The 24,679-nt window shown below is 64.8% G+C and carries 22 protein-coding genes; 9 read left to right on the forward strand and 13 right to left on the reverse strand.

The features are described 5' to 3' along the window. Positions 1-57: 57 nt before the first annotated feature. Entirely contained in the window at positions 58-1,389 is a 1,332-nt protein-coding gene (locus G3N97_RS02250; protein WP_205991769.1) for an MFS transporter, read from the forward strand. An 89-nt stretch (positions 1,390-1,478) separates the two neighbouring features. Here the strand turns inward: G3N97_RS02250 and G3N97_RS02255 are convergent, their stop codons facing one another. The 4 genes from G3N97_RS02255 to G3N97_RS02270 all read right to left on the reverse strand — a co-directional run bounded on the left by G3N97_RS02255 (position 1,479) and on the right by G3N97_RS02270 (position 5,253). Continuing rightward, positions 1,479-2,387 carry a LysR substrate-binding domain-containing protein gene (locus tag G3N97_RS02255; protein ID WP_205991712.1) on the reverse strand — a complete coding sequence of 303 codons (909 nt, stop codon included), beginning with the start codon at positions 2,385-2,387 and terminating at the stop codon, positions 1,479-1,481. 315 nt (positions 2,388-2,702) lie between these two features. Continuing rightward, entirely contained in the window at positions 2,703-3,086 is a 384-nt protein-coding gene (locus G3N97_RS02260; protein WP_205991713.1) for a VOC family protein, read from the reverse strand. Positions 3,087-3,117: 31 nt separating this feature from the next. After that, positions 3,118-4,047: a hydroxymethylglutaryl-CoA lyase gene (locus G3N97_RS02265; RefSeq protein WP_205991714.1), complete on the reverse strand. Its 930-nt coding sequence runs from the start codon at positions 4,045-4,047 to the stop codon at positions 3,118-3,120. 15 nt (positions 4,048-4,062) lie between these two features. Next, positions 4,063-5,253, reverse strand: coding sequence for a CoA transferase (locus G3N97_RS02270; protein ID WP_205991715.1), 1,191 nt, complete (start codon positions 5,251-5,253; stop codon positions 4,063-4,065). Between the two features lie 303 nt (positions 5,254-5,556). On the opposite strand from G3N97_RS02270, the gene G3N97_RS02275 reads away from it, so the two are divergent. Next, positions 5,557-6,546, forward strand: coding sequence for a D-2-hydroxyacid dehydrogenase (locus G3N97_RS02275; RefSeq protein WP_205991716.1), 990 nt, complete (start codon positions 5,557-5,559; stop codon positions 6,544-6,546). Positions 6,547-6,628: 82 nt separating this feature from the next. Here the strand turns inward: G3N97_RS02275 and G3N97_RS02280 are convergent, their stop codons facing one another. From G3N97_RS02280 to G3N97_RS02290, 3 genes are all read right to left on the reverse strand, one after another. Continuing rightward, positions 6,629-6,874: a hypothetical protein gene (locus G3N97_RS02280; RefSeq protein WP_205991717.1), complete on the reverse strand. Its 246-nt coding sequence runs from the start codon at positions 6,872-6,874 to the stop codon at positions 6,629-6,631. Positions 6,875-7,042: 168 nt separating this feature from the next. Next, entirely contained in the window at positions 7,043-8,320 is a 1,278-nt protein-coding gene (locus G3N97_RS02285; RefSeq protein WP_241030336.1) for an MFS transporter, read from the reverse strand. A 185-nt stretch (positions 8,321-8,505) separates the two neighbouring features. Further along, entirely contained in the window at positions 8,506-10,143 is a 1,638-nt protein-coding gene (locus G3N97_RS02290; protein WP_205991719.1) for a gamma-glutamyltransferase family protein, read from the reverse strand. 142 nt (positions 10,144-10,285) lie between these two features. Between G3N97_RS02290 and G3N97_RS02295 the strand changes: the two genes are divergently transcribed. The 3 genes from G3N97_RS02295 to G3N97_RS02305 all read left to right on the forward strand — a co-directional run bounded on the left by G3N97_RS02295 (position 10,286) and on the right by G3N97_RS02305 (position 13,540). Continuing rightward, complete coding sequence (locus G3N97_RS02295; protein ID WP_205991720.1) at positions 10,286-11,146, forward strand: LysR family transcriptional regulator; 861 nt, start codon at positions 10,286-10,288, stop codon at positions 11,144-11,146. A gap of 257 nt (positions 11,147-11,403) precedes the next feature. Then, entirely contained in the window at positions 11,404-11,748 is a 345-nt protein-coding gene (locus G3N97_RS02300; protein ID WP_205991721.1) for a hypothetical protein, read from the forward strand. A gap of 178 nt (positions 11,749-11,926) precedes the next feature. Next, positions 11,927-13,540, forward strand: coding sequence for a phospholipase D family protein (locus G3N97_RS02305; protein WP_205991722.1), 1,614 nt, complete (start codon positions 11,927-11,929; stop codon positions 13,538-13,540). A 15-nt stretch (positions 13,541-13,555) separates the two neighbouring features. Here G3N97_RS02305 and hutG read toward each other — a convergent pair whose 3' ends face one another. The 6 genes from hutG to hutC form a co-directional block, all read right to left on the reverse strand. Next, the gene (hutG, locus tag G3N97_RS02310) at positions 13,556-14,353 is read right to left on the reverse strand and encodes an N-formylglutamate deformylase (protein WP_205991723.1); all 798 of its coding nucleotides are present in this window, start codon (positions 14,351-14,353) and stop codon (positions 13,556-13,558) included. A 27-nt stretch (positions 14,354-14,380) separates the two neighbouring features. Next, complete coding sequence (locus G3N97_RS02315; protein WP_205991724.1) at positions 14,381-15,796, reverse strand: formimidoylglutamate deiminase; 1,416 nt, start codon at positions 15,794-15,796, stop codon at positions 14,381-14,383. Then, positions 15,793-17,016 (reverse strand): imidazolonepropionase, encoded by a 1,224-nt coding sequence (gene hutI / locus G3N97_RS02320; RefSeq protein ID WP_205991725.1) that lies wholly within the window; start codon positions 17,014-17,016, stop codon positions 15,793-15,795. The genes G3N97_RS02315 and hutI overlap by 4 nt, the downstream gene beginning before the upstream one ends. Further along, positions 17,013-17,693: a HutD family protein gene (locus G3N97_RS02325; protein ID WP_205991726.1), complete on the reverse strand. Its 681-nt coding sequence runs from the start codon at positions 17,691-17,693 to the stop codon at positions 17,013-17,015. The genes hutI and G3N97_RS02325 overlap by 4 nt, the downstream gene beginning before the upstream one ends. Beyond that, positions 17,690-19,378, reverse strand: coding sequence for a urocanate hydratase (hutU, locus tag G3N97_RS02330; protein ID WP_205991727.1), 1,689 nt, complete (start codon positions 19,376-19,378; stop codon positions 17,690-17,692). Before hutU ends, G3N97_RS02325 begins: the two co-directional genes overlap by 4 nt. Positions 19,379-19,713: 335 nt before the next feature. Continuing rightward, positions 19,714-20,457: a histidine utilization repressor gene (gene hutC / locus G3N97_RS02335; RefSeq protein WP_110328605.1), complete on the reverse strand. Its 744-nt coding sequence runs from the start codon at positions 20,455-20,457 to the stop codon at positions 19,714-19,716. A 228-nt stretch (positions 20,458-20,685) separates the two neighbouring features. On the opposite strand from hutC, the gene G3N97_RS02340 reads away from it, so the two are divergent. The 4 genes from G3N97_RS02340 to G3N97_RS02355 all read left to right on the forward strand — a co-directional run bounded on the left by G3N97_RS02340 (position 20,686) and on the right by G3N97_RS02355 (position 24,585). Then, positions 20,686-21,297: an alpha/beta hydrolase gene (locus tag G3N97_RS02340; protein WP_065065908.1), complete on the forward strand. Its 612-nt coding sequence runs from the start codon at positions 20,686-20,688 to the stop codon at positions 21,295-21,297. A 407-nt stretch (positions 21,298-21,704) separates the two neighbouring features. After that, positions 21,705-23,096 carry a TIGR00366 family protein gene (locus G3N97_RS02345; protein WP_205991728.1) on the forward strand — a complete coding sequence of 464 codons (1,392 nt, stop codon included), beginning with the start codon at positions 21,705-21,707 and terminating at the stop codon, positions 23,094-23,096. 257 nt (positions 23,097-23,353) lie between these two features. Further along, complete coding sequence (locus G3N97_RS02350) at positions 23,354-23,884, forward strand: ankyrin repeat domain-containing protein (RefSeq protein WP_205991729.1); 531 nt, start codon at positions 23,354-23,356, stop codon at positions 23,882-23,884. Positions 23,885-24,219: 335 nt separating this feature from the next. Next, positions 24,220-24,585 carry a hypothetical protein gene (locus tag G3N97_RS02355; RefSeq protein WP_205991730.1) on the forward strand — a complete coding sequence of 122 codons (366 nt, stop codon included), beginning with the start codon at positions 24,220-24,222 and terminating at the stop codon, positions 24,583-24,585. Positions 24,586-24,679: the final 94 nt, after the last annotated feature.

The following is a 24,679-nucleotide window of genomic DNA, read 5'->3' on the forward strand; positions in this document are numbered from 1 at the left end:
GCCGCCGCGCGCGACGTGGCCGCACGCGCCGCGCGGGGCGTCACGCTCGGCGGCTTCATGGACGAGATGCCGGTGGGCGCGCTGCATCGCTTCGTGGTGTGGGTCGTCGGCATCGGCCTGTTCTTCGACATGTACGAGATCTTCCTCGTCAGCTCGATCGGCTCGGCGCTGCAAAACGAGTACGGGCTCGACGGGCACAGCACAGGCTTCAAGCTGCTGCTGGCCTCGGCGTTCATCGGCATGTTCTTCGGCTCGCTGTGCCTGGGCAGTCTCGCGGACCGTATCGGCCGACGCCGCGCCTTTCTGCTCACGCTGGTCTGGTACAGCGCGTTTTCGCTGCTCGCCGCGTTCTCGGTCAACGCGGGCATGCTCGTGATCTGCCGCTTTCTCACGGGCGTGGGCGTCGGCGCGATCTATCCGGTGGCGGACAGCTATCTCTCGGAGATCCTGCCGAAAGACCGGCGCGGACGCCTCGCCGCCTGGGCGTACACCACCTCGTATATCGCTGTGCCGCTGGTCGGTTTTCTCGCCGTGTGGCTCAATCCGCTGCATCTCGGCGGCGTGGCGGGCTGGCGCGTGATTCTGGCGATCGGCAGCCTCGGCGCGGTGTTCGTGCTGGCCATCAAGCATCGCCTGCCCGAAAGCCCGCGCTGGCTGCTCGCGCAAGGCCGCGCCGACGAAGCGCGCGCCACGCTGGCCCGTTTCGCCGATAGCGCGGGCGTCGCCCTGCCCGCCGCGTTCGCGGAAACCGGCGAGCGCAAGCATGCGCTCACGCTCGGCGAACGCATTGGCTTGCTGCGCCGCGCACCATATGGCAAGCGCTATTTCATGCTGACCGTGTTTCATCTGTTCCAGGCGTTCGGCTATTACGGCTTCGGCACGCTGGCGGGCGTGGTGGTGAAAAGCCGCGGTTTCGACGTCACCGGCAGCACCTTGTTCGTCGCGCTCTCGTTTCTCGGCTATCCGATCGGCTCGCTGCTCTCCGTGCCGCTGCTCAACTGGATCGAGCGGCGCACGCTGGTGATCGCCTCGCTCGTTTCGGTCGCGCTGTTCGGCCTCGGTTTCGCCTACTCCAACAGCATCGCGCTGATCGTCTGCTTTGGATTCCTGACGACTTGCGCGTCCAATGTATTCAGCAACGCGTATCACGTCTATCAGGCGGAAATCTTCCCGGCCAGCGTGCGTTCGACGGCGATCGGCAGCACCTATTCGCTGTCGCGCATCGTCAGTAGCGCGCTGCCGTTCATCCTGCTGCCCGTGCTCAACCAGCATGGTCCGCTGGCGATGTTCGGCGTGATTTCGGTGGCGCTCGCGATTGTCGCGATTACGCTGCGCACGCTCGGGCCGCTCACCACGCGACGCAGCCAGGACGAGATCAATCCCGTATGAGCGCCTGAGATTGAATTGCGTTTGAGGTGCTCAACAGGCCGCGTGCCGCGCTTTGCGCGCACGCGGCTGCTTCATTCTGGCCACCACGTTCAACCTTCGCCGTTGCGCGCCGACATGTAATCGAACAGGCTCGCGATATCGGAACTCGGCGCCTCGCCCGCCTTCACGCCGACCCACAACGTGCGCGTGGCCCAGGCGTCCGCGAGCTTCACCTTCGACACACCGATCTTGCCGCGCGCGTCGCTCACCGAATCGCGCGGCAGAATGCCGATGCCGAGCCCGGCCTCGATCATCCGGCACACGCCGTCGAAATTCGACGCCTGAATCCGCAGCTTGAGCGTGCGCTCGGCGGCGAACGCGGCATCCGTCATGCGCGCGAGCAGCGAGCTGCCGTCGCTGAGTCCCACGTAATCCTCGTCGAGCGTTTCCGAAAAGCGGATGACGTCGCGCTGCGCGAACGGATGCCCCTGCGGCACGAGCAGCACGAGTTCGTCACGACGATAGAGACGGCGCTCGATGCCGGGCGCGGGCACGTTGTCCGCGAACACGCCGAGATCGGCCTTGCCCGCGCCCAGCGCGGCGACGATCTCATGACTCAAACGCTCCTCGAGCGACACCTTGATACGCGGATGCGCGTTGAGAAAACCCGCGAGATCGACCGGCAGGAATTGCACGATCGCCGACGTGTTGGCCCACATGCGCACATGGCCGCGCACGCCCGCCGCGTAATCGCCCATCTCGCTCGCCATGCGGTTGACCTGATCGACGACGCGGTTCGCATGATCGAGCAACGCCACGCCCGCGGGCGTGAGCTCGACGCCACGCGCGCGCCGGATGAACAGCGCGCAGTCGGTGACGCTTTCGAGTTCCGCGATGCGCTTGCTCACCGCGGACAGCGTGAGCTGCCCGTTTTCCGCGGCCTTGGTGAGGCTGCCGTGCTCGGCGACGAGCAGAAAGACCCGCAGCGACTGCAGATCGAAATGAAGCGGATTGACCATAGGGAAAGGCTGAAGAAGTGCCGATGCAGAAGCGATTGTGCTGCATTAGCGACGGCGGGGAAAGTGGCGGGCGATGTGGACGCGACGCGGACGTGGCCCGCACGTGGCCCGGAAACGCGGACAAGCACGCTGGACAGCCCGGCAGGAGGCGCGGACGCGCCGTTCGGGCGCGCCCGCTCGCGAGCCGGAGGCCCGCGCAAATCGCCGCGACGTCGGCGCCCCCCGACGCCGTGGCGAAAACGAAAAAGCGGGAAAATCGAGAAAACTTTTTCTCCGATCGGAAACCAGGCGATTTTCCGATCGGAAACGCCCGGCTTAGATCAGTTCGGAAATCTCGATCAGGTTCAGGTCGGGGTCACGCACGTACACCGAGCGGATTTTCTGCGTCGCGCCCGTGCGTTCGACCGGCCCTTCCACGATCGGCCATTCGACCTTGCGCAGATGCGCGATCACCTCGTCGAGCGGCACGGCCGCAATGAAGCACAGATCGAGCGCGCCCGGCACCGGCACATGCGCCTTCGGCTCGAACTCCGCGCCGCGCACATGCAGATTGATCTTCTGGTTGCCGAAGCGAAACGCAAGACGCCCTGCGCCGAAGGTTTCGAGTTGCATCTGCAGCACTTCGGTATAGAAGTGCCGGGTCGCCTCGGGGTCCACGCAGGTCAGGACCAGATGGTCGAGTTGATCGATCAAAGCCATGGTTCACTCCTTCGAATAGTTCCGGTGACAGTCACGCGCAGGCGGGCATCGGATGCAGATCCAGCCGACGCCCTGCCTTGAGGATCTGGCTCGGCACGTCATGGCCGATGAGCGCGGGCAGACGCGCGGCAGCGTCGAGCACCACCGCGAGATTCACGCCCGTATCGTAGCCGTCCAGTTCGAGCATGTGAACGAGTTCCTCGGTACACACATTGCCGGTCGCGCCCGGCGCGTAGGGACAGCCGCCCAGGCCGCCGAGCGAGGCGTCGAAACGCACGATACCCGCATCGAGCGCCGCGAGCGTATTGGCGAGCGCCATGCCGCGCGTATTGTGAAAATGCAGCGTGAGTGCGAGCGGCGCGAACGCCGCGCTCGCCTGCGCGCACAAGTCGCGTACCTGCGCGGGATGCGCCATGCCCGTCGTATCGCAGAGCGTCACGCCGTTCACGCCAAGACCGGCGAATCGGTCGATCCAGCCGAGCACGGTTTCCACCGGCACGTCGCCTTCCATCGGACAACCCATCGCCGTCGACAGGGACACGTTGATCGCCACGCCCGATCCGCGCACCGCGCCGATCACATCGCGTAGCTGTCCGAACGATTCTTCGCGCGACATGCGCAGATTCGCGCGATTATGGCTCTCGCTCACCGACATCACGAGATTCACCTCGTCGACCTTGCACGACAACGCGCGTTCCGCGCCGCGCACATTGGGCACGAGCACCGTATAAACGACACCGGGCGCGCGCGCGATGCCGTGCATCACGGCTTCGGCATCTCGCAGCGCGGGAATCGCTTTCGGCGACGTGAACGAGGTCACTTCGATCTTCGCGTAACCACACGCGCTCAACTGGTCGATCAGCGCGATCTTGTCGTCGGTGTCGATAAAAACCGCTTCGTTCTGGAAGCCGTCGCGCGTGGCGACTTCGTTCAGATAGAGCCTTCTGGATTGCTGCGTCATGGTGTGCGTCTCCGTTCAGATCACGCCGCGTGCGCGCCAGGCGTCGCGCGTCGCCGCGTCCACGCCGATGGACGCGAGCACCGCGTCGGTATGGGCGCCGAGTTCCGGCGCGCTCTGCTCGATCGTGCCCGGCGTGGCGTTCAGTTTCGGCACGACGCCCGGCACACGCACGGGCGTGCCATCGGGCAGATGATCGTCGACGATCATCTCGCGCGCGTGATAGTGCGGATCGGCGTCGATATCGGCCACGTCGTAAATGCGCCCCGCCGGAATGCGCGCCTCGTTGAGCGCCGCGAGCACGTCGTCGAGCGGGCGGCGCTCGCACCAGGCCGCGATCGCGGCGTCGATGCGCTCGACCTGCGCGACCCGTCCGTCGTTCTGCGCGAGCGTGGGATCGTTGCCCAGATCGGCGCGATCGATCAGCTCCATCAGGCGGCGGAAAATGCTGTCGCCGTTGCCCGCAATGAGCGCGTATTTGCCGTCGCTGCAACGGTAGGCATTGCTCGGCGCGATGCCCGGCAGACTGCTGCCGGCCGGCTGGCGCACCGCGCCGAACACCGAATACTCGGGCAGCAGACTCTCCATCATGTTGAACACGGACTCATAGAGCGCGACATCCACGACCTGGCCCTTGCCGCCCTGCTGCTCACGATGACGCAGCGCCATCAGCACGCCGATCACGCCATGCAGCGCCGACAGCGAATCGCCGATCGAAATGCCGACGCGCACCGGCGTGCGCCCCGGCTCGCCGCTCAGATGGCGCAGACCGCCCATCGCTTCCGCCACCACGCCGAAGCCCGGCCGGTCGCGATACGGCCCGGTCTGACCGTAACCCGACACGCGCAGCATGATGAGCCCCGGATTGATCGCGCTGAGCGCCTCCCAGCCGAGCCCCCAGCCTTCGAGCGTGCCGGGCCGGAAATTCTCGATCAGCACATCGGTCTGCGCGACGAGACGCCGGATCACGTCCTGACCTTCGGGCGCGCGCAGATCGAGCGTGAGCGACTGCTTGTTGCGCGACTGCGCCGCCCACCAGACCGACGTGCCCTCGTGCAGCAGACGCCATTTGCGCAGCGGATCGCCGGTGCCGGGCGGCTCGACCTTGATCACGCTCGCGCCGAATTCGGCGAGCATCTTGCCGGCGAACGGACCCGCGATCAGTTGCCCGAGTTCGAGCACGCGAATACCGGTGAGGGGTCGTGACATGACGTCTCCAGAGTGTGTCGTTTCTGGACGTCATGATGAGCGCGCCGGGCGATTTTGATAATCGACGGTTGCTCAACGCCACTTGACGAAATGGAAAGTCTGCGACGGCGTAAGGTCCGTTGCACGTCATGGTGCGTATGTGGATCGGGAGGCCGTTTTCCATACGGGAAAGGAAGGCGGCGCAAACGGCAAACCGCGGCGGGCAGCGCGGACTGACAATCCAGTGCGTTTCCTTTACGAAATAAACGTCCGCCGCGTTTTATGCGCGTGTTTCCGATCCGAAAGAAAATTTCGCAACCGCTCATGTCCAGCCCGACTCCGCCCACCCGCATCGTCTTTCTCGACCGCGCGACGCTGTCGCCGCAAACCGTCCTGCGCAGTTTGCCGTTCGCACACACCTTGCAGTGCTTCGACCACACGTCCGCAGCGGACGTCGCCGCGCGCCTGCGCGACGCCGACATCGTGATCGCCAACAAGACGCCGATCAGCGCGGCCGCGCTCGCCGCCGCGCCCTCGCTGCGCATGATCGCCGTGGCCGCCACGGGCACCGACAACGTCGATCTACGCGCGTGCGCGGCACGCGGCATCGTGGTCAGCAACATCCGCGACTACGCGGTCCACACGGTGCCGGAACATACGTTCGCGCTGATCTTCGCGCTGCGGCGCAGTCTCGTCGCGTATCGCGACGCCGTGCGCGCCGGGCGCTGGCTCGACTCGGGACAGTTCTGCTTCTTCGACTTCCCGATCCGGGACCTCGCGGGCTCGACGCTCGGCATCGTCGGCGCTGGTGCGCTCGGTCAGGCAGTGGCGGCGATGGGACGGGCGCTCGGGCTGCGCGTGCTGTTCGCCGCGCACGGCGAGCGAGCGTCCGAGTCGGCGGCGAACGATCATGTGCCCTTCGACGACCTGCTCGCGCAAAGCGACATCGTTTCGCTGCACTGCCCGCTCACGCCCGCGACGCATCATCTGATCGATGCCCGCGCGTTCGCGCGCATGGCACGCCGTCCGCTGCTGATCAACACGGCACGCGGCGGACTCGTCGATGAAGCCGCGCTCGTGGAGGCGCTGCAAAACGGCGCGTTTTCGGGCGCGGGATTCGACGTCGTCTCGACCGAACCGCTGCCAGCGGCGCATCCGTTCCAGGCCATACTCGGGCATCCGCGTTTCATTCTCACGCCGCACGTGGCGTGGGCAAGCGACGAAGCCGTGCAATCGCTCGCCGACCAGTTGATCGACAATATCGCCGCGTTTTATGCGGGCGCGCCGCGCAATATCGTCACCGCCACGCCATGAAAAAACGAAAGGCCCTTGCGGGCCTTGTCGTTTAATCCGTTTCATCCGTCCGGTCAATGACCCGGGATGTTTGCATTCGTGCTCAAACCGGCGTGGGATGCGCGATGTGCCATTCGTCGACCGTTTGACGTGCCTTGTGCTCGACCATGCTCACACCCATCAACACGTCGATCTTCAGCTTGGGCAGCGCCAGTTCGACGGGCGGCAGCACGACGTCGCGTGCGTGACCTTCAACGCCAGTCATTTCCGCGTGACACAGCCATTGCGTGTCCGTCGCGTCTGCTTTCGTATCGACGACGATTTGAAAGCCACGGTATTCGATCGACATTTTCTCTCCGGCACCTGACAAAACGTAAGCATGAATCGCTGCCCCGCAGCGGTTGCCCGAATATAGCATTGCTGCGTCGGCCCTTCAGTGGAAACGCCGATCGAATCACGATCTGGAGCGAAAAAAATCATGACGATTTAAAACCTGCTTCACACTCGATTGAAGCGTTCATGCACGCCGCTTCATCATGCGCATGCGCCAGCCCACGACAGCCAGCGATACGCCCGAAATCACGGCCGCCGCCGAAACGTAATAAGCGGGCGCGAGTGTATCGCCGGTCCAGTGCATCAACAATTCGGCAATCGTCGGCGCAAAACCGCCGAACAAGGTCACGCCCAGACTATAGGCAATCGACAATCCGGCCGAACGCACGCGCACCGGAAAAATCTCGGACATGAGCGCGGGCATCGGTCCGGAATACGCCGCCTTGAAAATGCCTGCCGCGCCTTGCAATACCAGCAGCCAGCCGAGCGTCGGATGACGCTGCAATAGCGCGAACATCGGATAGGTGAATGCGGCGAGCAGAATCGAAGTGGTCAGCATGATGCGCACGCGTCCGATGCGATCGGACAATGCGCCCATCACGGGCGAAAGCGCGAATTGCAATCCGCCATTGAGCACCACGACGCCGAATGACGTGGCCGCAGCCATATGCAATTGCTTGACGGCGTACATCGGCATATAAAGCTGCAGGATATACACGCCCACCGTCGATTGCGCGACGATACCCACCGCGAGCAGCAAATTAAGCCATTGCGCGCCGGCATCGGTATTTTCGGCCTGATTCGCCTGCACCGTTTCATGCTTGCGCTTCGATTCTCGATTCGCAATGAACTCCGGCGTTTCGTCCAGATGCGAGCGAATGTAATAGCCCACCGGCCCCAGCACGAGCCCGAAGAAAAACGGAATGCGCCAGCCCCACGCGGCAAGCTGGTCAGGCGGCAGCCACAATGCAAGCAGCCCGCCGAAAGCCGCCGCGAGAATCGCCGCCGCGCCCTGGCTCGCGAATTGCCAGCTCGCGTAATAGCCGCGTCTGGCAGGGCTATGCTCGACCATGAACGCCGTGGCGCTGCCGAACTCGCCGCCCACGGCGAAGCCCTGCACGAGACGCGCCAGCAGAATCAGCAACGGCGCGGCCAGACCAATCGACGCGTACGGCGGCATGACCGCCATCGCGAACGTGCCGGCCATCATCAGCGCGATCGAGAGCGTGAGCGCCGCCTTGCGCCCTTTGCGATCGCCATAGATGCCGAGCACGATCGCGCCGAGTGGCCGCATGAGAAATGAAATGCCGAACGTCCCCACCGCAAGCAACGTCGACAGCCATTCGTCGTGCACGGGAAAGAACTGCTTTGCGATGATCGGCGCGAAATAACCGTAGACGAGAAAGTCGAACCATTCGAGCGCATTGCCAATGGACGACGAGAAGACGATGCGGCGCACCATGCCGCGCGTGAGCGGCGCAGGGTCCGCGTGATTGCGCTGCGCTTCGCTCAGGTTCGACGCTGTGGGCGATCCGGTGTCCATCGTGTCTCCTCATTCCCTTTAATTCGTGATGCTAATTTTATTGTGTGGCAATCGATCCGCGTATTGACAAGCAAGGCCGCGCACGCGACACGGCCTTGCTCCGCTCAGAATCCCGCTGCCAGACCGTCGCGACGCGTATCGCTGGCCGCGACGTAACCGTGATCCGGATTCTCGCGGTCGAGCTTCCAGATAAACTGGCCTGAACCGAAATCCATATACGGATCGTCGATACCCTGAATGCGGTGACCGCGCGCCTCCAGCGCCTGCGCCGTGTGCGGATCGAAAGTCGATTCGATGTCGAGCGTAAAGTCGCGATTGACCTTCCAGCGCGGCGCATCGCACGCGGCCTGCGGCTGCTGGCCGTAATCGAGCATGCGCACGACCGTCTGCAGATGCCCTTGAGGCTGCATGTCGCCGCCCATCACGCCGAAGCTCATGACCGCCTCGTCGCGGCCCGCCACCTCCTGCGTGAGGAACGCCGGAATGATGGTATGGAATGGCCGCTTGCCGCCTTCGACCACATTCGGCGAGGCCGGATCCATCGAGAAACCGCAGCCGCGATTCTGCATGGCGATGCCGGTGCCGGGCACCACCACGCCGGAGCCGAAGCCCATGTAATTCGACTGAATGAAGCTCACCATCATGCCGCGTTCATCCGCTGCGGACAGATAGACCGTGCCGCCGGAACGCGGCATGCCGAAGCCGAAGTGCGTGGCGCGCGCGGGATCGATCAGCTTCGCACGCGACTTCAGATAGGCGTCGTCGAGCATCTGCTCGGGCGTCACGTCCATCGAACGCGGATCGGACACATAACGGTACACGTCCGCGAACGCGAGCTTCATCGCCTCGATCTGCAGATGTTGCGACTCGATCCCGTCGCGCGGCAGCGACGCCACGTCGAACTGCTCCAGAATGCCCAGCGCGATGAGCGCGGCGATGCCCTGCCCGTTCGGCGGAATCTCGTGCACCTTGTAGCCACGATACGTTTTCGAAATCGGCTCAACCCATTGCGCACGATAGTTGCGCAGATCGTCGAGCGTGAGGGCCGCGCCGCCTTCGCGTGCGAACGCCGCAATGCGCTCGGCGAGTTCGCCTTCGTAATACGCGCGCGGCCCCTGCTCGGCGAGGCGACGCAACGTCGACGCGTGGCCCGGCAGACGCACGTGCTCGCCCACTTCGGGCGCGCGGCCGCGCGGCATGAACGTCTCCGCAAAACCGGGCTGATCGCGCAACTCGGGAATCGCCGCCTGCCACTTGCGCGCGACGATCGAGGCCACGGCATAGCCGCGCTCGGCGATCTCGATGGCGGGCGCCATCAGGTCCGCGAACGGCAGCGAACCGAACTTCGCATGCAGCGCCTCCCAACCGGCGATCACGCCCGGCACCGTCGCGGTGTCCCAGCCGCGCTTGGGCTGCTTCGCGATCCCGTGCTCCTCGCCGTGCCTGCGGCGGAAATAGTCGACGCTCCAACCGGCCGGCGCCGTGCCAGACGCATTCAGACCGTGCAGTTGCGAGCCGTCCCAGACGAGCGCGAACGCGTCGCCGCCGAGGCCGCACGACACCGGCTCGACGACCGTGAGGGCCGCCGCCGCGGCGATCGCGGCATCGACGGCGTTGCCGCCTTTCCAGAGCATGCGCAGCCCCGCCTGCGCCGCCAACGGGTGCGAGGTCGAGACGATGTTGCGGGCGAACACCGGCAGGCGCGGTGTCGGATACGGGTTGTGCCAGTTGAAGCGCGTCATGAGGGTATCGATTCGGGTGAATGCGGATGAATGGAAGCGCGACGGTGCCGGACAGTCCGGCACGGACCGATCCTTCGATTATCTTGAAGGCTTGACCAAAAAAATATTAATATTTTGTTGTCGACACTTAAATTTTTCTCACATGCTCACGCTCCGGATGTTGCGTACCTTGCAGGCCGTCGCGCGCAGCGGCTCGTTCGCCACCGCCGCCGAAAAGACCGCGCTCACCCAGGCCGCCGTGAGCCTGCAGATGCGCGGACTCGAAGAAGCGCTCGGCCGCCAGATCTTCGACCGCCGCGCGCGCCAGGTGGCGCTCACGCGCGAAGGCCGCGAGATCTGCACGAAGGTCGAACGCATTCTCGAACTGATCGACGAACTGCCGGCCGGCGCCGACGACGCCATACGCGGCTCGGTGATCGTGGGCGCGGTGGTCTCGGTGATCGGCGCGCTCTCGCTGGCCGTCGCGCATCTGAAGACCGAGCATCCCGAACTCGAAGTGCGCCTGACCTCCGCGCGCTCCACCGAACTCGCGGATATGGTGGAAGCCGGCGAAGTCGATCTGGCTGTCGTGGTCGGCAATATCGACGGCACGCTGCACGATTCGCTCGCCTGGACGCCACTCTACGAAGAACCGCTCATGCTCGTCACGAGCGGCGCGACGAAAGGCACCGACGCCCGGCGCATCTTGCGCGAACGCGGCTTTCTGCGTTTCGACCGGCGCGTGCCGACGGGCGCGGTCATCGACGACGCGTTGCGCACGCTCGGCATCAAGCCGCTCGAATATCTCGAACTCAATTCCATCGAAACGATTGTTTCGCTGGTGCGCAACGACGTGGGCGTGAGCGTGCTGCCCGTGCTTCACAACGGCAACTGGCACGACGACGCGAATCTGCGGCTGATTCCGCTCTGCAATCCGCCCTTCATGCGCACGGTCGGCATGATTCACCGGAAATCGAATAAGCGCACGCTGCTGTTCAAAACGCTCGCGACGATGCTGCGTTAATTCATCATGAATCGAATCGCGACATTATGTCTATGTCGCCCTGTTTTAAGGCGTTTTCGCTTCGATAAATAGAAGCAGACGCCTGGCAATATCGCATCAATCAGCTTGACCTACGGCGCTCTGTAAGTAAAATGAAAACCAACGCAGCAAAACGCGCGAACGCATTTACCGATTCGTTTCGCCGTTATTAATTCGGCTGGATTTACCGATCCATTGCCGATAGTTAGTCATCCGTATAATCCATCGGAGAGTCAAGAATGAGATCCAGAATCGCAACGACAGCCGTCGTGCTGACCCTGGTCGGCGCCATGATCGCCGGCTCGGTGCTCGCGCAGCAGCCCGCACCGGTCAATCCGGCACAACCCGCACCGCCGGCCGCCGCCACGCACAACGACCCGATCGTCCAGAAGCGCATGGAAATTCGTGAAGCGAATCGCGAACAGCGTGCGAAAAAATCCGAAGCGAAGAAGGTGTACAGGAACGAAGCCAAACAGGCTCGCAGCGAACGCAATCAATCCGCTCAGGAATCCCGCGCACGCGCGCAAAATGCGCTCAACGCGCCGAATGGCGGCGCGCCCAATATCGCACCGAACACCCAGTAACGCCTCCGTCGAAAGCACTGCCACCTTAAGCCGCTACCGCCATCGCGCGGGCGCGGCTTTCGTGCGTTTGCGTGAGTTTTCGTGCGTTCACGGCTGATAGACGACCGGCCCCGGACGCGCGCGTGGAGCGTGGCCGGGCATTCGCGTAAGCTAGCGTCAATTCACGCGCGGATCGTCCATGCCCAGCTTGCCTTCCTCCACGGTGGTGATCGCTATTCGCAGACGTATCGGCTCGGCCACGGTCTGGCTCGCGGCCTGCCTGTGCGCCGCGCTCGGCGCAACGACGCTCACGGCATGCCAGCAATTGCCCGCACCCGGGCCGCGCACGCAATCGGTGGCGCTCACCTCGGAGGAGGCGAGCAGCACGCAGCTCGGCCAGGCGATCGACAAGGAGCGAGCCGGTCACCCTGGTTTGACCGGCATCGATCCGCTGACCGAGCCGCTGCAAGCCTTCGCCTCGCGCGTCGACCTGGTCCGCACGGCGCAACGCACGATCGACGTGCAGTACTACATCTGGCGCGACGATCTCACCGGCACGCTGCTGCTCGAAGAATTGCGCAAAGCCGCTGACCGTGGCGTGCGCGTGCGCCTGCTGCTCGACGACAACGGCATTCCCTCTTCGCTCGACAGCACGCTCGCGGCGCTCGACGCGCATCCGAATATCGAAGTACGCCTGTTTAATCCCTTCGTGATTCGCAAGCCCAAATTCATCGGCTTTATCACCGACTTTTCGCGTCTGAACCGGCGTATGCACAATAAGTCGCTGACGGCCGATGGCGTGGCGACGATACTCGGCGGGCGCAATATCGGCGACGAATATTTCGGCGCGACGGACGGCGTGGTATTCGCCGATCTCGACGTGCTCGCAATCGGTCCCGCCGCCACGGACGTCGCGCACGATTTCGACCGCTACTGGTCGAGTGCATCGGCGTGGCCCGCGAAGGAAATCCTGCCCGCCGTGTCCGCGGACCAGCTCGCGGTGCTCGACCGCGCCGCGCTGGCGGTGCAGACCAATCCGGCTGCCAGCGCCTTTATCGCGTCGCTCGAAGCGAAAACCGACGTGCGCCATTTGCTCGACGGCACGCTCGAATTCGAATGGGCACCGGCGCGGCTCGTCAGCGACGATCCTGCGAAAGCGCTTGGCAAAGCGCCGCAAGACTCGCTCATTCTCAGTCAGCTCAAGGACATACTCGGCGAGCCGCAACGCGAACTCGATCTCGTCTCGCCGTATTTCGTCCCCGCCGAATTCGGCACGCGTTATTTCACCGAGCTTGCCCAACGCGGCGTGACCGTGCGCGTGCTCACGAATTCGCTCGAAGCCACCGACGTCATGCCGGTGCACGGCGGCTATGCGAGACGGCGCAAGGCGCTGCTCGAAAGCGGTGTCGAACTGTGGGAATTGCGCCGCGCGGCAGGCGCGAGCGGCGCGAAGGAACAGGCGCCCGGCATGTTCGGCAGCTCCGGTTCGAGCCTGCATGCGAAGACCTTCGCCGTGGATGCGAAGCGCGTATTCGTCGGCTCGCTCAACTTCGACCCGCGCTCGGCGAATCTCAACACCGAACTCGGCCTCGTGATCGAAAGTCCGAAACTGGCCAGCCAGATCGAGCATGCGTTCGTCGTGCAGATTCCGCAGCTTGCCTACGAAACGCGACTCGCGCCGGACGGCTCGATCTACTGGATACGCCGCGATGGCGACAGCACGATCCGCTATGACGTCGAGCCGAATTCGCGCTGGAGCACGCGCCTCGCCGTGTGGTTCTTTTCGATTCTGCCGATCGAGTGGCTGCTGTAACCGCAGCCACGTCAATCAACGATTCAGCGCCTGTACCGCGTCGAGCGCGCCGCCCACCATCGCGCGCAGAACCGGCTGCACTTTTTGCGCGAGATCGGGCCGATAGTCGAACGGCGCGTCTTCGTTCATATAGGTCGACTGGCACATTTCGAGCTGCACGGCATGCACGCCGTCTTGCGGCGCGCCGAAATGGCGCGTGATATAACCGCCCTTGAAACGGCCATTTGCAATCGACGTAAAGCTTGCGCCCGCGCCTCGCTCGACGGCCGCCTGCACCGATGCATGCGTCGTGCGCCCGTCCTGCGTGCCGATATTCAAATCCGGCAATTTATTCTCGAACAGTCGCGGCAGCACGCTCGCAATCGAATGCGCTTCCCAGAGCAGCACGTTCGCATGGTCGGCGCGCAAGCGCTGCAACTCGGCGCGCAACGTGTCGTGATACGGCTGCCAATATATCTGCACGCGGCGCTGACGTTCCGCTGCATCCGGCGCCTGGCCTTCGCGATAAAGCGGCTCGCCGCGAAACGTTTCCGTGGGACACAGTGACGTGGTCGTTTGCCCCGGATAAAGGCTTTCGTCGTTCGGCGGACGATTCAGATCGATCACATAACGCGAAATACGCGCGCCCAGAATCGTCGCGCCGAGTTCTTTCGCAAAGGCATAAAGACGATCGAGATGCCAATCCGTATCGGCGACGCTCAGCGCAATGTCGCTGTAGCGATCGCGCAAATCGGCGGGAATCGTGGTGCCCAGATGCGGAATCGAAATGAGCAACGGCGCCGTGCCGCGTTCGAGCGTAAAGAGTTCGGTCATGATCCGGTCCGTTGAATGGCTGTGTGCTTACGCATCGGCGAGCAGACGCGCGAGCGTCTGGCGATAGTCGGCGTAAAGACGCGTTTCGTCGCGATGGCGGCGCTGCGCGATCACTTGCTCGCCGCCCGTATAGACATCGAGCACCGGCGTCTCGCCGTGTTCGCAGAACACCACCGACGAGAGCCACGTGCGCGGCGTCTGCCCGGCCAGATTCGGATGCTGCGGATCGAGCACGATCCAGTCGGCACGCGCGCCCGCTTCGAGCGCGCCCACGCGACGCCCCGTCGCCCGCGCGCCGCCCGCCAGCGCACCGGCATACAGCCGGTCGGCCACATAAGCCGTTTGCGGCGAAGCGAGCACGTTGCGCTCGCGGCGCACGAGACGCTGGCCATATTCGAGCAGGCGCAATTCCGCGCGCCAATCCACGCCGATGTGGCTGTCCGAGCCGACGCCAAATGCGCCTTGCGCGTCGAGATAATCGTGCGCCGGGAAAATGCCGTCGCCGAGATTCGCTTCGGTGGTCAGACACAAGCCCGCCACCGCGCCGCTGCGCGCGAGCGCGAGCGTCTCCTGCGCGTCGACGTGCGTCGCGTGCACGAGGCACCAGCGCGCATTCACGTCGAAACGATCGAGCAGCCATTGCACCGGACGCGCGCCTTCGGTTTCGATGCACGCCTCGACTTCGGCGGTTTGTTCAGCGATGTGAATATGTACGGGCGCGCCGGGCAACATCGCGTCGAGACCGTTGAGCATGTCGCGCAACGAATCCTGCGAGACCGCGCGTAACGAATGCGGCGCGACGCCATAACGCAACGCGCCCTGCTCGGGATACGTTTCGCACAGCGCCTCGATAATCTCAATCAGTTGCGCGGGCGTGTTGATGAAGCGCCGCTGATCGTCGCGCGGCGCACGCGCGCCAAAGCCGCTGTACTGGTAAAGCACCGGCAGCATCGTCATGCCGATGCCCGTCTCGCGCGCCGCGCCCACCACGCGCTGCGCGAGTTCGGCGGGACTCGCATAACGCTGACCGTCCTGCGCGTGATGCACGTAATGGAATTCGCAGACGGACGTATAACCCGCCTTGAGCATTTCCACATAGAGCCAGCGCGCGATCGCGCCAAGATCGTCGGGCGTGATGCGAGCGGCGAAGCGATACATCAGATCGCGCCAGCTCCAGAAACTGTCGGTGGGATTCGCGCGATACTCGGTGAGGCCCGCCATCGCGCGTTGAAACGCATGCGAATGAAGATTAGGCATCCCAGGTATTACCGGGCCCGATGCCGTTACCACACCCGCGGGCGCGGAGGCGAGATCGGGCTGCACGCGCAGCAGCGTGCCGTGCGCGTCCCATTCGAGCAACACGTTGCGGCGCCAGCCATCCGGCAGCCACGCATGCGCGGCGAACAGCGCGCGCTGAGGGAAATCGGAATTCAAGGTATTCATGCGCGTTGATCGCGTTCGAAAACGGTTTGGCCGCCGCGCACGACGCGCGCGCACAGCGGACGGCCGATCCAGTAGGCGAGTTCGGCGAGCGACTGCACCTGCCAGACCGCGAAATCGGCGGGACGTCCCACGCCGAGCGTGCCGTGGCGCGCGGTATCGCCGAACGCCTGGGCCGCGTGCCGCGTCACGCCTTGCAGCACTTCAGGCACGGTCATGCGGAACAGCGTGGTCGCCATATTCATCATCAGCAACAGCGAAGTCGCGGGCGAGGTGCCGGGATTGCTGTCGGTGGAAATCGCAATCGGCACCTCGTAGCGGCGCAGCAGATCGAGCGGCGGCAACTGCGTCTCGCGAATGAAATAATACGCGCCCGGCAGCAGCACGGCCACGCTGCCCGCCTCCTTCATCGCGGCCACGCCCGCTTCGTCGAGAAACTCCAGATGATCCGACGACAACGCGCCATAACGCGCCGCCAGCGCCGCGCCGCCGCTATTCGACAATTGCTCCGCATGCATTTTCACGGGCAAATTACGACGCGCCGCCGCTTCGAACACGCGCTCGCTTTGCGCGATCGAAAAACCGATGCGCTCGCAGAACACATCGACGGCATCGACGAGACCTTCGTCCGCGAGCGCGGGCAGCATGCGCTCGCACACTTCGTCGATATAGGCGTCGGCGCGTCCGGCGTATTCGGGCGGCAAGGCATGTGCGCCGAGAAACGTCGTGCGCACCGTGACCGGATAACGCTCGCCCAGTTGCCGCGCGACGCGCAGCATCTTGCGCTCCGCATCGAGTTCGAGACCGTAGCCCGATTTGATTTCGACGGCCGTCACGCCTTCCGCGAGCAGCGGTTCGAGACGCGCGGCCGATTGCGCGAAGAGTTCGGCTTCGCTCGCGGCGCGCGTGGCGCGCACGGTCGAGACGATGCCACCGCCCTGGCGCGCGATTTCCTCGTAGCTCACGCCTGCGAGACGTTGCGCGAATTCATCGGCGCGCTGGCCGCCGTAGACCAGATGCGTATGGCAGTCGACGAGACCCGGCGTCACCCACGCGCCGCCGAGGTCTTCGCGCGGCCATTGCGCGAACGCAGCGGGCAGATCGTCCGCCGCGCCGAGCCACGCAATCGTGCCGTTGTCGACGGCGATGGCCGCGTCGTCGAGCGTGTCCCGCGGGTCGCCCTGCGCGCAGAGTTTGAGGTGGTGCCAGACGGTTTGATTCATGGCGCTTTCTTCGGATGTCGTTGCACGTTCAGCGTAATGGCGAGCAGCACGCCCTCGCCTTGCGTTTCGATGGTGACGTGCTGGGCGCAGTCGATACGCAGCGTGTCGCCGGTTTCGAGCGCGATCCATTCGCCTTCGTTATCACCCTCGCCGACGCGCGCGCGCGTGACGCCTTGCGCGCCGTACAGCAGCACGGTATCCGTTTGCGCGGGAATACGATGCGAACCCGCCTCGCGCCAGACCTCGAGCGAACCGTGCGCCACGTCGCGTCGCACCATCAGATTGAAGTCGCGCGTGGCGCCATCGACAAGACGCGCGTCGATCGACGCTGCGCCGTCGAAGCGCGCGATATCGAGCGCGTGCGTCAGCGCATGCGTCGACAACACATTCGCGCCGTCGGCATCGCGCTCATCGAGCAACATGCCCGCGCCTTCGAGCAGCACGAGCGTGCGATCCACGCCCGCAAAGCGCGAAAACGGCCCGGCCTGCGCGACATCGGCCACGCTCACACGCCACGCGAACGCGACGTCGTGCGCAACCGCATCGGCCGACACAGGCGCGGATTCCGCCGCGATCTCGCGCGTGACGCCGCCGCCGTTCTTCCACGGCGACGCCACCCGATCCGCGCCGCGCAGCAGCGTCAGCCGCGGCGCGTGCGTCGTGCGAGCCTCGCTCATCGGCCCAGCATCGGCAGCTTGAGACCGGCTTCGCGCGCGGTCTGCTGCGCGAGTTCGTAGCCGGCGTCGGCGTGGCGCATCACGCCCGTGGCCGGGTCGTTGTGCAGCACGCGGCCCAGACGCTCGTGCGCCGCCTGCGTGCCGTCCGCGACGATCACCACGCCCGCGTGCTGCGAGAAGCCCATGCCCACGCCGCCGCCGTGATGCAGCGACACCCACGACGCACCGCCCGCCGTGTTCAGCAGCGCGTTGAGCAGCGGCCAGTCGCTCACGGCGTCCGAACCGTCCTTCATCGATTCGGTTTCGCGATTCGGGCTCGCGACCGAACCCGTGTCCAGATGATCGCGGCCGATCACGATCGGCGCCTTCAGCTCGCCGTTCTTGACCATCTCGTTGAACGCCTGACCCAGACGATAACGATCCTTCACGCCGACCCAGCAAATGCGCGCGGGCAGGCCCTGGAACGCGATGCGTTCGCGCGCCATGTCGAGCCAGTTGTGCAGATGCGGATCGTCGGGAATCAGTTCCTTGACCTTCGCGTCGGTCTTGTAGATGTCCTCGGGATCGCCCGAAAGCGCGACCCAGCGGAACGGCCCCTTGCCTTCGCAGAACAGCGGACGGATATACGCGGGCACGAAGCCCGGGAAATCGAAGGCGTTTTCGACGCCCATTTCCAGCGCCATCTGGCGAATGTTGTTGCCGTAATCGAGCGTGGCCGCCCCGCGCTCCTGCAGCGTGAGCATCGCCTGCACCTGATGCGCCATCGACTGCTTCGCGACCTTGATGATGCTCTCCGGCGCGACCTTCTGCGCCTCGCGCCATTGCTCGACGCTCCAGCCTTGCGGCAGATAGCCGTTGATCGGATCGTGCGCGCTGGTCTGGTCGGTCACGCAGTCGGGCGTGATGCCGCGCGCCACGCATTCGGCGAACACGTCCGCCGCATTGCCGAGCAGACCCACCGAGACCGGCTTGCCCGTCTGCTTCGCTTCTTCGACGATGGCGAGCGCCTCGTCGAGCGTCTTCGCCTTGCGGTCGACATAGCGCGTCTTCAGACGGAAGTCGATGCGCGTCTCGTCGCATTCGACCGCGATCATCGAAAAGCCCGCCATCGTGGCCGCGAGCGGCTGCGCGCCGCCCATGCCGCCGAGACCGCCCGTGAGAATCCAGCGGCCCTTCGGATTGCCGTTGAAATGCTGGTTCGCCACGGAATAGAACGTTTCGTAGGTGCCCTGCACGATGCCCTGCGAGCCGATGTAGATCCAGCTGCCCGCCGTCATCTGGCCGTACATCATGAGGCCCTTGCGGTCGAGTTCGTGGAAATGCTCCCACGTGGCCCAGTGCGGCACGAGATTCGAATTCGCGAGCAGCACGCGCGGCGCGTCGGCATGCGTGCGGAACACGCCCACCGGCTTGCCCGACTGGATCAGCAGCGTTTCGTCTTCACCGAGGTCCTTCAGCGACGCGAGGATCTGATCGAAACATTCCCAGTTGCGCGCGGCGCGACCGATCCCACCGTACACGACCAGCGCGTGCGGATGCTCGGCCACTTCCGGGTCCAGATTATTCTGGATCATGCGATAGGCGGCTTCCGCCAGCCAGGTCTTGCAGACTTTCTCGCTGCCGCGCGGCGCGCGGATCGTGCGGGAAGGATCGAGGCGGGGATCGGTGAAGTTCGGATGGTTCATGGCGTTCGTTCGTCTCGGAAGTCTCGAAAGAAAAGTTCTGGCGCAAGCCGCGCGGCCTTTCTGTTGCAGGGTTCCCTGTGAAGGCGTGGCGGCAACGTGAGAGCAAGTCTAACCCTGCCAAGTTGTATATACAACTCGTTTCAATAAAACGAGCGTAGGGAATTACCCTGGCGATTTTCCGGGATTTTTTAGCGTGTTAGCAGGGAATCGAGCGCGCCAATCGGGCGCTCATTGACTAGACAAGATGATGCGACGTGCGCGCCCGGAACGGCGCGCAGCGGAGAAAGCAAAGAAAGCGGAGAAAGCGGAAACGCGAGAAGAACGGGAAGAAAGCGTCAGACCGTGCCGGCCAGATGAAAGCGCGAAGCCGGATGCCAGAGCCGCACCGACGTGGCCACATGCTGGCCGACCCACGTGCGGCGCAGCAGCAGCAGACACGGCTCGCCGATCTCCATCGCCAGATACTGGCGCACGCGCGCATCGGGCTTCTGCGCGTAGATGCGGAATTCCGCGCGCTGGATCGGCGCGAGCCGCACCATATAGTGATTGGGCGTTTCGACCGTGAAATCCTGCTGGAGATAATCGGGAAACACTTCAGGATTTACGTAGCGATCCTCGTACTGGATCGGCTCGCCCTCTTCGCTGTGCACGATGCGCGAATGGAACACCGGCCCGCGTTCGAGTTCGAGCGCGGCGATGGCGTTCTCGTCGTCGCTGGCTTCGAGCGCGAGCACGTTCGCGCTATGGCGATGGCCGCGCGCGGCGATTTCGTCGGCGATATTGCGGATCTGCAGCGCCGTCGACTCGTATTGACGCGGCGCGACGTAAGTGCCCGAGCCGCGCACGCGGTTGAGCACGCCGTCGGCCATCAGCTCGCGCAGCGCGCGCGACACCGTCATGCGCGCGACGCCGAATTCCTTGACCATCTCGGTTTCGGAAGGCACGACGTCGCCCGGCTTGAGCGCACCGCTTTCGATCTGCGCGAGGACGTGACGCTTGATCTGTTCGTAGGCGGGCAGTGGCGCACCGTGAGCCGGCTTTTTTTGCATGGTGTCGAGCGGAAAATGAACCGGCCACATTGTACCGTTCGCGCTCCGGGCCGCCGCGCGCGCGGCGTCGGCGGCGCGGCCGGTCTCACTGACGCCACGCGCGAGGACCGCGCGCTTGCGTGCTAAGATCGGCGGCTTCTGCACCCAGACTGCACCCAGACCCGGCCGGTCGAGGCCGCGTCCGGCCCGCTTGCGGCGCGCGTTCGCGACGCTGCTCCACTTCACGCCACTTTCACGCGCGCTCCGAGCGAAACGACCTTGAACGCACCGACCCAACTCATTTTCCTGCCGGGCGCCTCGGGCGACCCCGCGTTCTGGCAACCGATGGCGAACGCGCTCACCTACGAGGCCGAGCATCAGTTCCTCGCCTATCCGGGCTTCGGCGCCGAACCTGCCGATCCCGACGTCGAAAATTTCGAGGACCTCGTGCGCCGCCTCGTGCAACGCATCGACCGTCCGACCGCGCTGATCGCCCAGTCGATGGGCGGCGTGCTGGCCTTGCGCGCGGCGCTCGCAAAGCCCGCGCTCGTCACGCATCTGGTGCTGGCCGTCACCTCGGGCGGCCTCGACATGCAGGCGCTGGGCGCGAGCGACTGGCGCGAGAGCTTCGGCAAGGAGAACCCGCATCTGCCGGACTGGTTCCTGACGCTGCGCGAAGATCTCACGGGCGAACTGCCGTATATCCAGCAGCCGGTCATGCTGCTGTGGGGCGACGAAGATCCCATCAGCCCGCTCTCCGTGGGCGAAAAGCTGCTCGAATTGCTGCCGAATTCCGAGCTCGATCTCGTGAACGGCGGCGGCCACGATCTGGCCAACGCGCATGCGCGCGTGCTCGCCCCGCTCGTCGACGAATTCCTGCAGCAAGCCTGATGTTCTTCTCGCGCGCGGCGTCCTGCCGCGCGCGCTGTCTCCTCCGCTTTCTCCGCTCTCCTGCTTTTTCGTCTGCCGCACGCACGCTGTGCCGGCTGCACGCCCGCACGTCCCGAGTCACGCTCGGAGCGACGCCCCGCACTTTCCTTTTCGCTTTCAATATCTTTCATTAACCATTCAATCAGCCGCGATCTGCCTTGAAAAAGCCGCGAACTGACGTGATTGCGGCTTGACATTCAGCGGGCATAAAGCGACTATTGGCCGGTTCGATAAACGAAACGTAGTTCGCATTGCGAACGCACGATAACAACAACGAGCAGGCCGCCGCACGTCGCCGTGACACCTCGTGACACGCCGCGCGTGGCGCACATCAGCTTGCAGCCACACACTGCGCGACTCATAACAGCATGAAAAGAGACAACCCTCCCATCGCTCAACCGCAATCCGCCAAAGGCCGCGGCGTCGTCGCCGCCCTCGTCTATGTGTTCGAGCGGGTCATGCCCGACCCCTTCGTTCTCTCGATCTGCCTCACGGCGTTCGTCGCCGTGCTCGCGCTCGCGATTGCGCCGCAAGGCCATCTCCCGACGCTGCTCGACGCCTGGTACACGGGCACCTTCGGCATCCTCGGCTTCGCGCTGCAGATGATCCTGATTCTCGCGACCGGCTATGCCATCGCCGAAGCGCCGATCGTCCAGCGCGGCCTGCGCGCGCTCGCGGCGAAAGCACAGACGCCCGCGCGCGCCGCGCTGCTGGTGTTTCCGGTGGTCGCCGTCGCCGCGTGGCTGAACTGGGGCCTCGGCCTCATCGTCGGCGCGCTGCTCTCGCGCGAAATCGCGCGGCGCGTGAAGGTCGATTTCGCGTGGCTCGTGGCCGGCAGCTATTCGGCGTGGTCGATCTGCAATAGCGGTCTGTCGAGTTCCATCGCGCTCTCGCAGGCTTCGCACGGCAACGCGCTCAATCTGGTCGAAAAGGCCACGGGCCACGTCATCCCCCTCGCCGAGACCGTGTTCGCGCCGTTCGTGTTCGTGCCGACCGTGCTGGTGGTCGTCGTGATGACCGCGATCTTCATCCGCATGCACCCGAAAGCGGAAGACGTGGTGGCGTTCAATCAGGCCGCGCAGGACGAAGACAGCGCCCCGAGCGACGACCCGCACGCGCGCATCAGCGACACGCCGTCGTTCGCCACGCGCCTCGAACAGTCGATGCTCGGCACGCTGCTGATGCTCGCGCTGGGCGTGGGCTTTCTGGCGATGGAGTGGAGCGAAAAAGGCTTCGATCTCGACATCAACACGACCATCCTGATCTTCCTGCTGATCGGCCTCGCGCTGCAGCGCACGCCGATCGCCTACGCGAACGCGATCCGCCGCGCCGCGCGCCAGACCGGCTCGATGCTGCTGCAATACCCGGTCTACGGCGGCATCATGGGCATCATGAAGGGCACCGGTCTCGCGTCGATGATCGCCAAGGCGTTCGTGACGATCGCCACGCCGGTTTCGCTGCCGATCTGGAGCTACCTGAGCTCGCTCATCATCACGCTGCTGGTGCCGAGCGCGGGCGGTCACTGGGCCGTGCAAGGACCGTTCGTGCTGCCCGCCGCGCTGAGCCTGCACGCGTCGGTGCCGCGCACCGCGATGGGCGTGGCGATGGCCGAAAACGTCTCGAACATGCTCCAGCCGTTCTGGGCCGTGCCGATCGTGGCCATCGCGGGCATCCGCATCCAGCGCGTGATGGGCTACACCGCCGTGACGTTCGCGGTCTCGCTCGTGATCTACGCGGTCGCGCTCTGGCTGGTGCCGTGATTGGTGCCCTGATTGGTGCCGTGATCGCCTGATAGTCGATCGTCGCGCATTCACCAGCGACGCAGCATTTCCCGCTTCGGCGGCGCAACGGCGCCGCGCCTGCCGCGTGTGTTTCTCGCGCGGCCCGGCGCGGCGCCGTTTTTTCGTGCGGCATGGTGCACTTTCGTAGTTCGCGCACCCCGCGCGCGAATCGGCGACAATGAGGCTCGCCCGGCAGCGCGCGGGCTTCGCCACCGACCGAACCGAAGGAGCCCGCCGTGACCGCCAATCCCTCCGCCGACGATCTCGATCCGCGCCTGCTCGATTTCGCGCGTGAAGTCTTCGACACCGCGCGCCGCGGCGAAGCCGCCACGCTCGCCTCGCTGATCGATCAGGGCCTGCCGCCCAATCTGCGCAACGATAAAGGCGACAGCCTCGTGATGCTCGCGAGCTACCACGGCCACGCCAACGCCGTGCGCGCGCTGGTGCAACGCGGCGCCGATCCCGACCTGCGCAACGACAACGGCCAGACGCCGCTCGCGGGCGCCGCCTTCAAGGGCTATACCGAGGTGATCTCCGCGCTGCTCGACAACGGCGCCGACGTGGAAGGCGCATCGCCCGACGGCCGCACCGCGCTGATGATCGCGGCCATGTTCAACCGCGTGGACATCGTCGAAATGCTGATCGCGCGCGGCGCCAATCCTTCCGCGCAGGACGGCGCGGGCAATACCGCCTTCGACGTCGCGAACGGCATGGGCGCATCCGACGCCGCCGCCTGGCTCGCACGCGCAAGCGGCAGGACCGTATAACGCGCCGTCGTTTTACGCCGCGATTTAAGGGCTCGAATCGCAACTTCATCGCGCGGTCGCACTTGCTCGAGTCTGGCGCGATCCGACCGTCCGGCACGAATGCGCCACGCATGTTCGCGGCCGATTCATCCCCCGCCGGATTGGCGCGCTGGCGCACACAGCCCTGGTGTCACTCCTGGTTTGCATACGAGCGCCTCCAGGCGACGCTACGCCTGTAGCCCGCGTAAAGCGGCACGTGTGTTGCTCCAGCGCGTTTACGTGATATTGTTTTGGCACTGGAGTCGTAACGTGCATGTGCCCGTCAATCGAACTTCGTCACCTTCGCGAGCGTCGCCATGAGTGATGTACGCCACCATCTAAGCCCGCGCGACCGCGTGGAATTGCTCTGCTGGCTCACGTGCGGGAGCCTCGGGGTCTACTACCTCAACGAATCCTGGCCAAACGCGGCTTTTCACGTGCAGGCGGCGCACAAGTGGCTCGACCGCCACGCGCGCGAAGCCGACTGGCTCGCCATCGCGCGGCTCACCGCGATCGCGCAGGAAATCGCCAAGCAGCACGCATGGTTCGTCGACGCGACCTGGGCGCGCGACGCCGTCGAGGAAATCCTCGACACCGACGACCTCAATTACCAGGCGAAGCTGGTTCTGCAGGTGCTCAAGGACTGCGAGCTCGCGCTCTCCGACCGCCGCGCCGCCGATTAATTCGCGCCAGGCGCACCCGCGCGCGCCTCGCACGTTTCTCCATCAGACGATGGAGGCGGCGCGCGCGACGCCGGACCATACTCTGGAACGCAGC

It is taken from the genome of Paraburkholderia sp. Ac-20347, assembly GCF_017104805.1.
GTDB classification, from domain to species: domain Bacteria; phylum Pseudomonadota; class Gammaproteobacteria; order Burkholderiales; family Burkholderiaceae; genus Paraburkholderia; species Paraburkholderia tropica.

Excerpts from the sequence above, each read along its gene's own strand:
- G3N97_RS02315 (WP_205991724.1), bottom strand. The coding sequence starts at position 15,796 with ATGAATACCTTGAATTCCGATTTCCCTCAGCGCGCGCTGTTCGCCGCG.
- G3N97_RS02260 (WP_205991713.1), bottom strand. The coding sequence starts at position 3,086 with ATGGCTTTGATCGATCAACTCGACCATCTGGTCCTGACCTGCGTGGAC.
- G3N97_RS02250 (WP_205991769.1), top strand. The coding sequence starts at position 58 with ATGGACGAGATGCCGGTGGGCGCGCTGCATCGCTTCGTGGTGTGGGTC.
- G3N97_RS02285 (WP_241030336.1), bottom strand. The coding sequence starts at position 8,320 with ATGGTGCGCCGCATCGTCTTCTCGTCGTCCATTGGCAATGCGCTCGAA.
- G3N97_RS02345 (WP_205991728.1), top strand. The coding sequence starts at position 21,705 with ATGAAAAGAGACAACCCTCCCATCGCTCAACCGCAATCCGCCAAAGGC.
- G3N97_RS02270 (WP_205991715.1), bottom strand. The coding sequence starts at position 5,253 with ATGTCACGACCCCTCACCGGTATTCGCGTGCTCGAACTCGGGCAACTG.
- G3N97_RS02355 (WP_205991730.1), top strand. The coding sequence starts at position 24,220 with ATGAGTGATGTACGCCACCATCTAAGCCCGCGCGACCGCGTGGAATTG.
- G3N97_RS02300 (WP_205991721.1), top strand. The coding sequence starts at position 11,404 with ATGAGATCCAGAATCGCAACGACAGCCGTCGTGCTGACCCTGGTCGGC.
- G3N97_RS02255 (WP_205991712.1), bottom strand. The coding sequence starts at position 2,387 with ATGGTCAATCCGCTTCATTTCGATCTGCAGTCGCTGCGGGTCTTTCTG.
- G3N97_RS02290 (WP_205991719.1), bottom strand. The coding sequence starts at position 10,143 with ATGACGCGCTTCAACTGGCACAACCCGTATCCGACACCGCGCCTGCCG.
- G3N97_RS02325 (WP_205991726.1), bottom strand. The coding sequence starts at position 17,693 with ATGAGCGAGGCTCGCACGACGCACGCGCCGCGGCTGACGCTGCTGCGC.
- G3N97_RS02275 (WP_205991716.1), top strand. The coding sequence starts at position 5,557 with ATGTCCAGCCCGACTCCGCCCACCCGCATCGTCTTTCTCGACCGCGCG.
- G3N97_RS02265 (WP_205991714.1), bottom strand. The coding sequence starts at position 4,047 with ATGACGCAGCAATCCAGAAGGCTCTATCTGAACGAAGTCGCCACGCGC.
- hutU (WP_205991727.1), bottom strand. The coding sequence starts at position 19,378 with ATGAACCATCCGAACTTCACCGATCCCCGCCTCGATCCTTCCCGCACG.
- hutI (WP_205991725.1), bottom strand. The coding sequence starts at position 17,016 with ATGAATCAAACCGTCTGGCACCACCTCAAACTCTGCGCGCAGGGCGAC.
- G3N97_RS02280 (WP_205991717.1), bottom strand. The coding sequence starts at position 6,874 with ATGTCGATCGAATACCGTGGCTTTCAAATCGTCGTCGATACGAAAGCA.
- G3N97_RS02305 (WP_205991722.1), top strand. The coding sequence starts at position 11,927 with ATGCCCAGCTTGCCTTCCTCCACGGTGGTGATCGCTATTCGCAGACGT.
- hutG (WP_205991723.1), bottom strand. The coding sequence starts at position 14,353 with ATGACCGAACTCTTTACGCTCGAACGCGGCACGGCGCCGTTGCTCATT.
- hutC (WP_110328605.1), bottom strand. The coding sequence starts at position 20,457 with ATGTGGCCGGTTCATTTTCCGCTCGACACCATGCAAAAAAAGCCGGCT.
- G3N97_RS02295 (WP_205991720.1), top strand. The coding sequence starts at position 10,286 with ATGCTCACGCTCCGGATGTTGCGTACCTTGCAGGCCGTCGCGCGCAGC.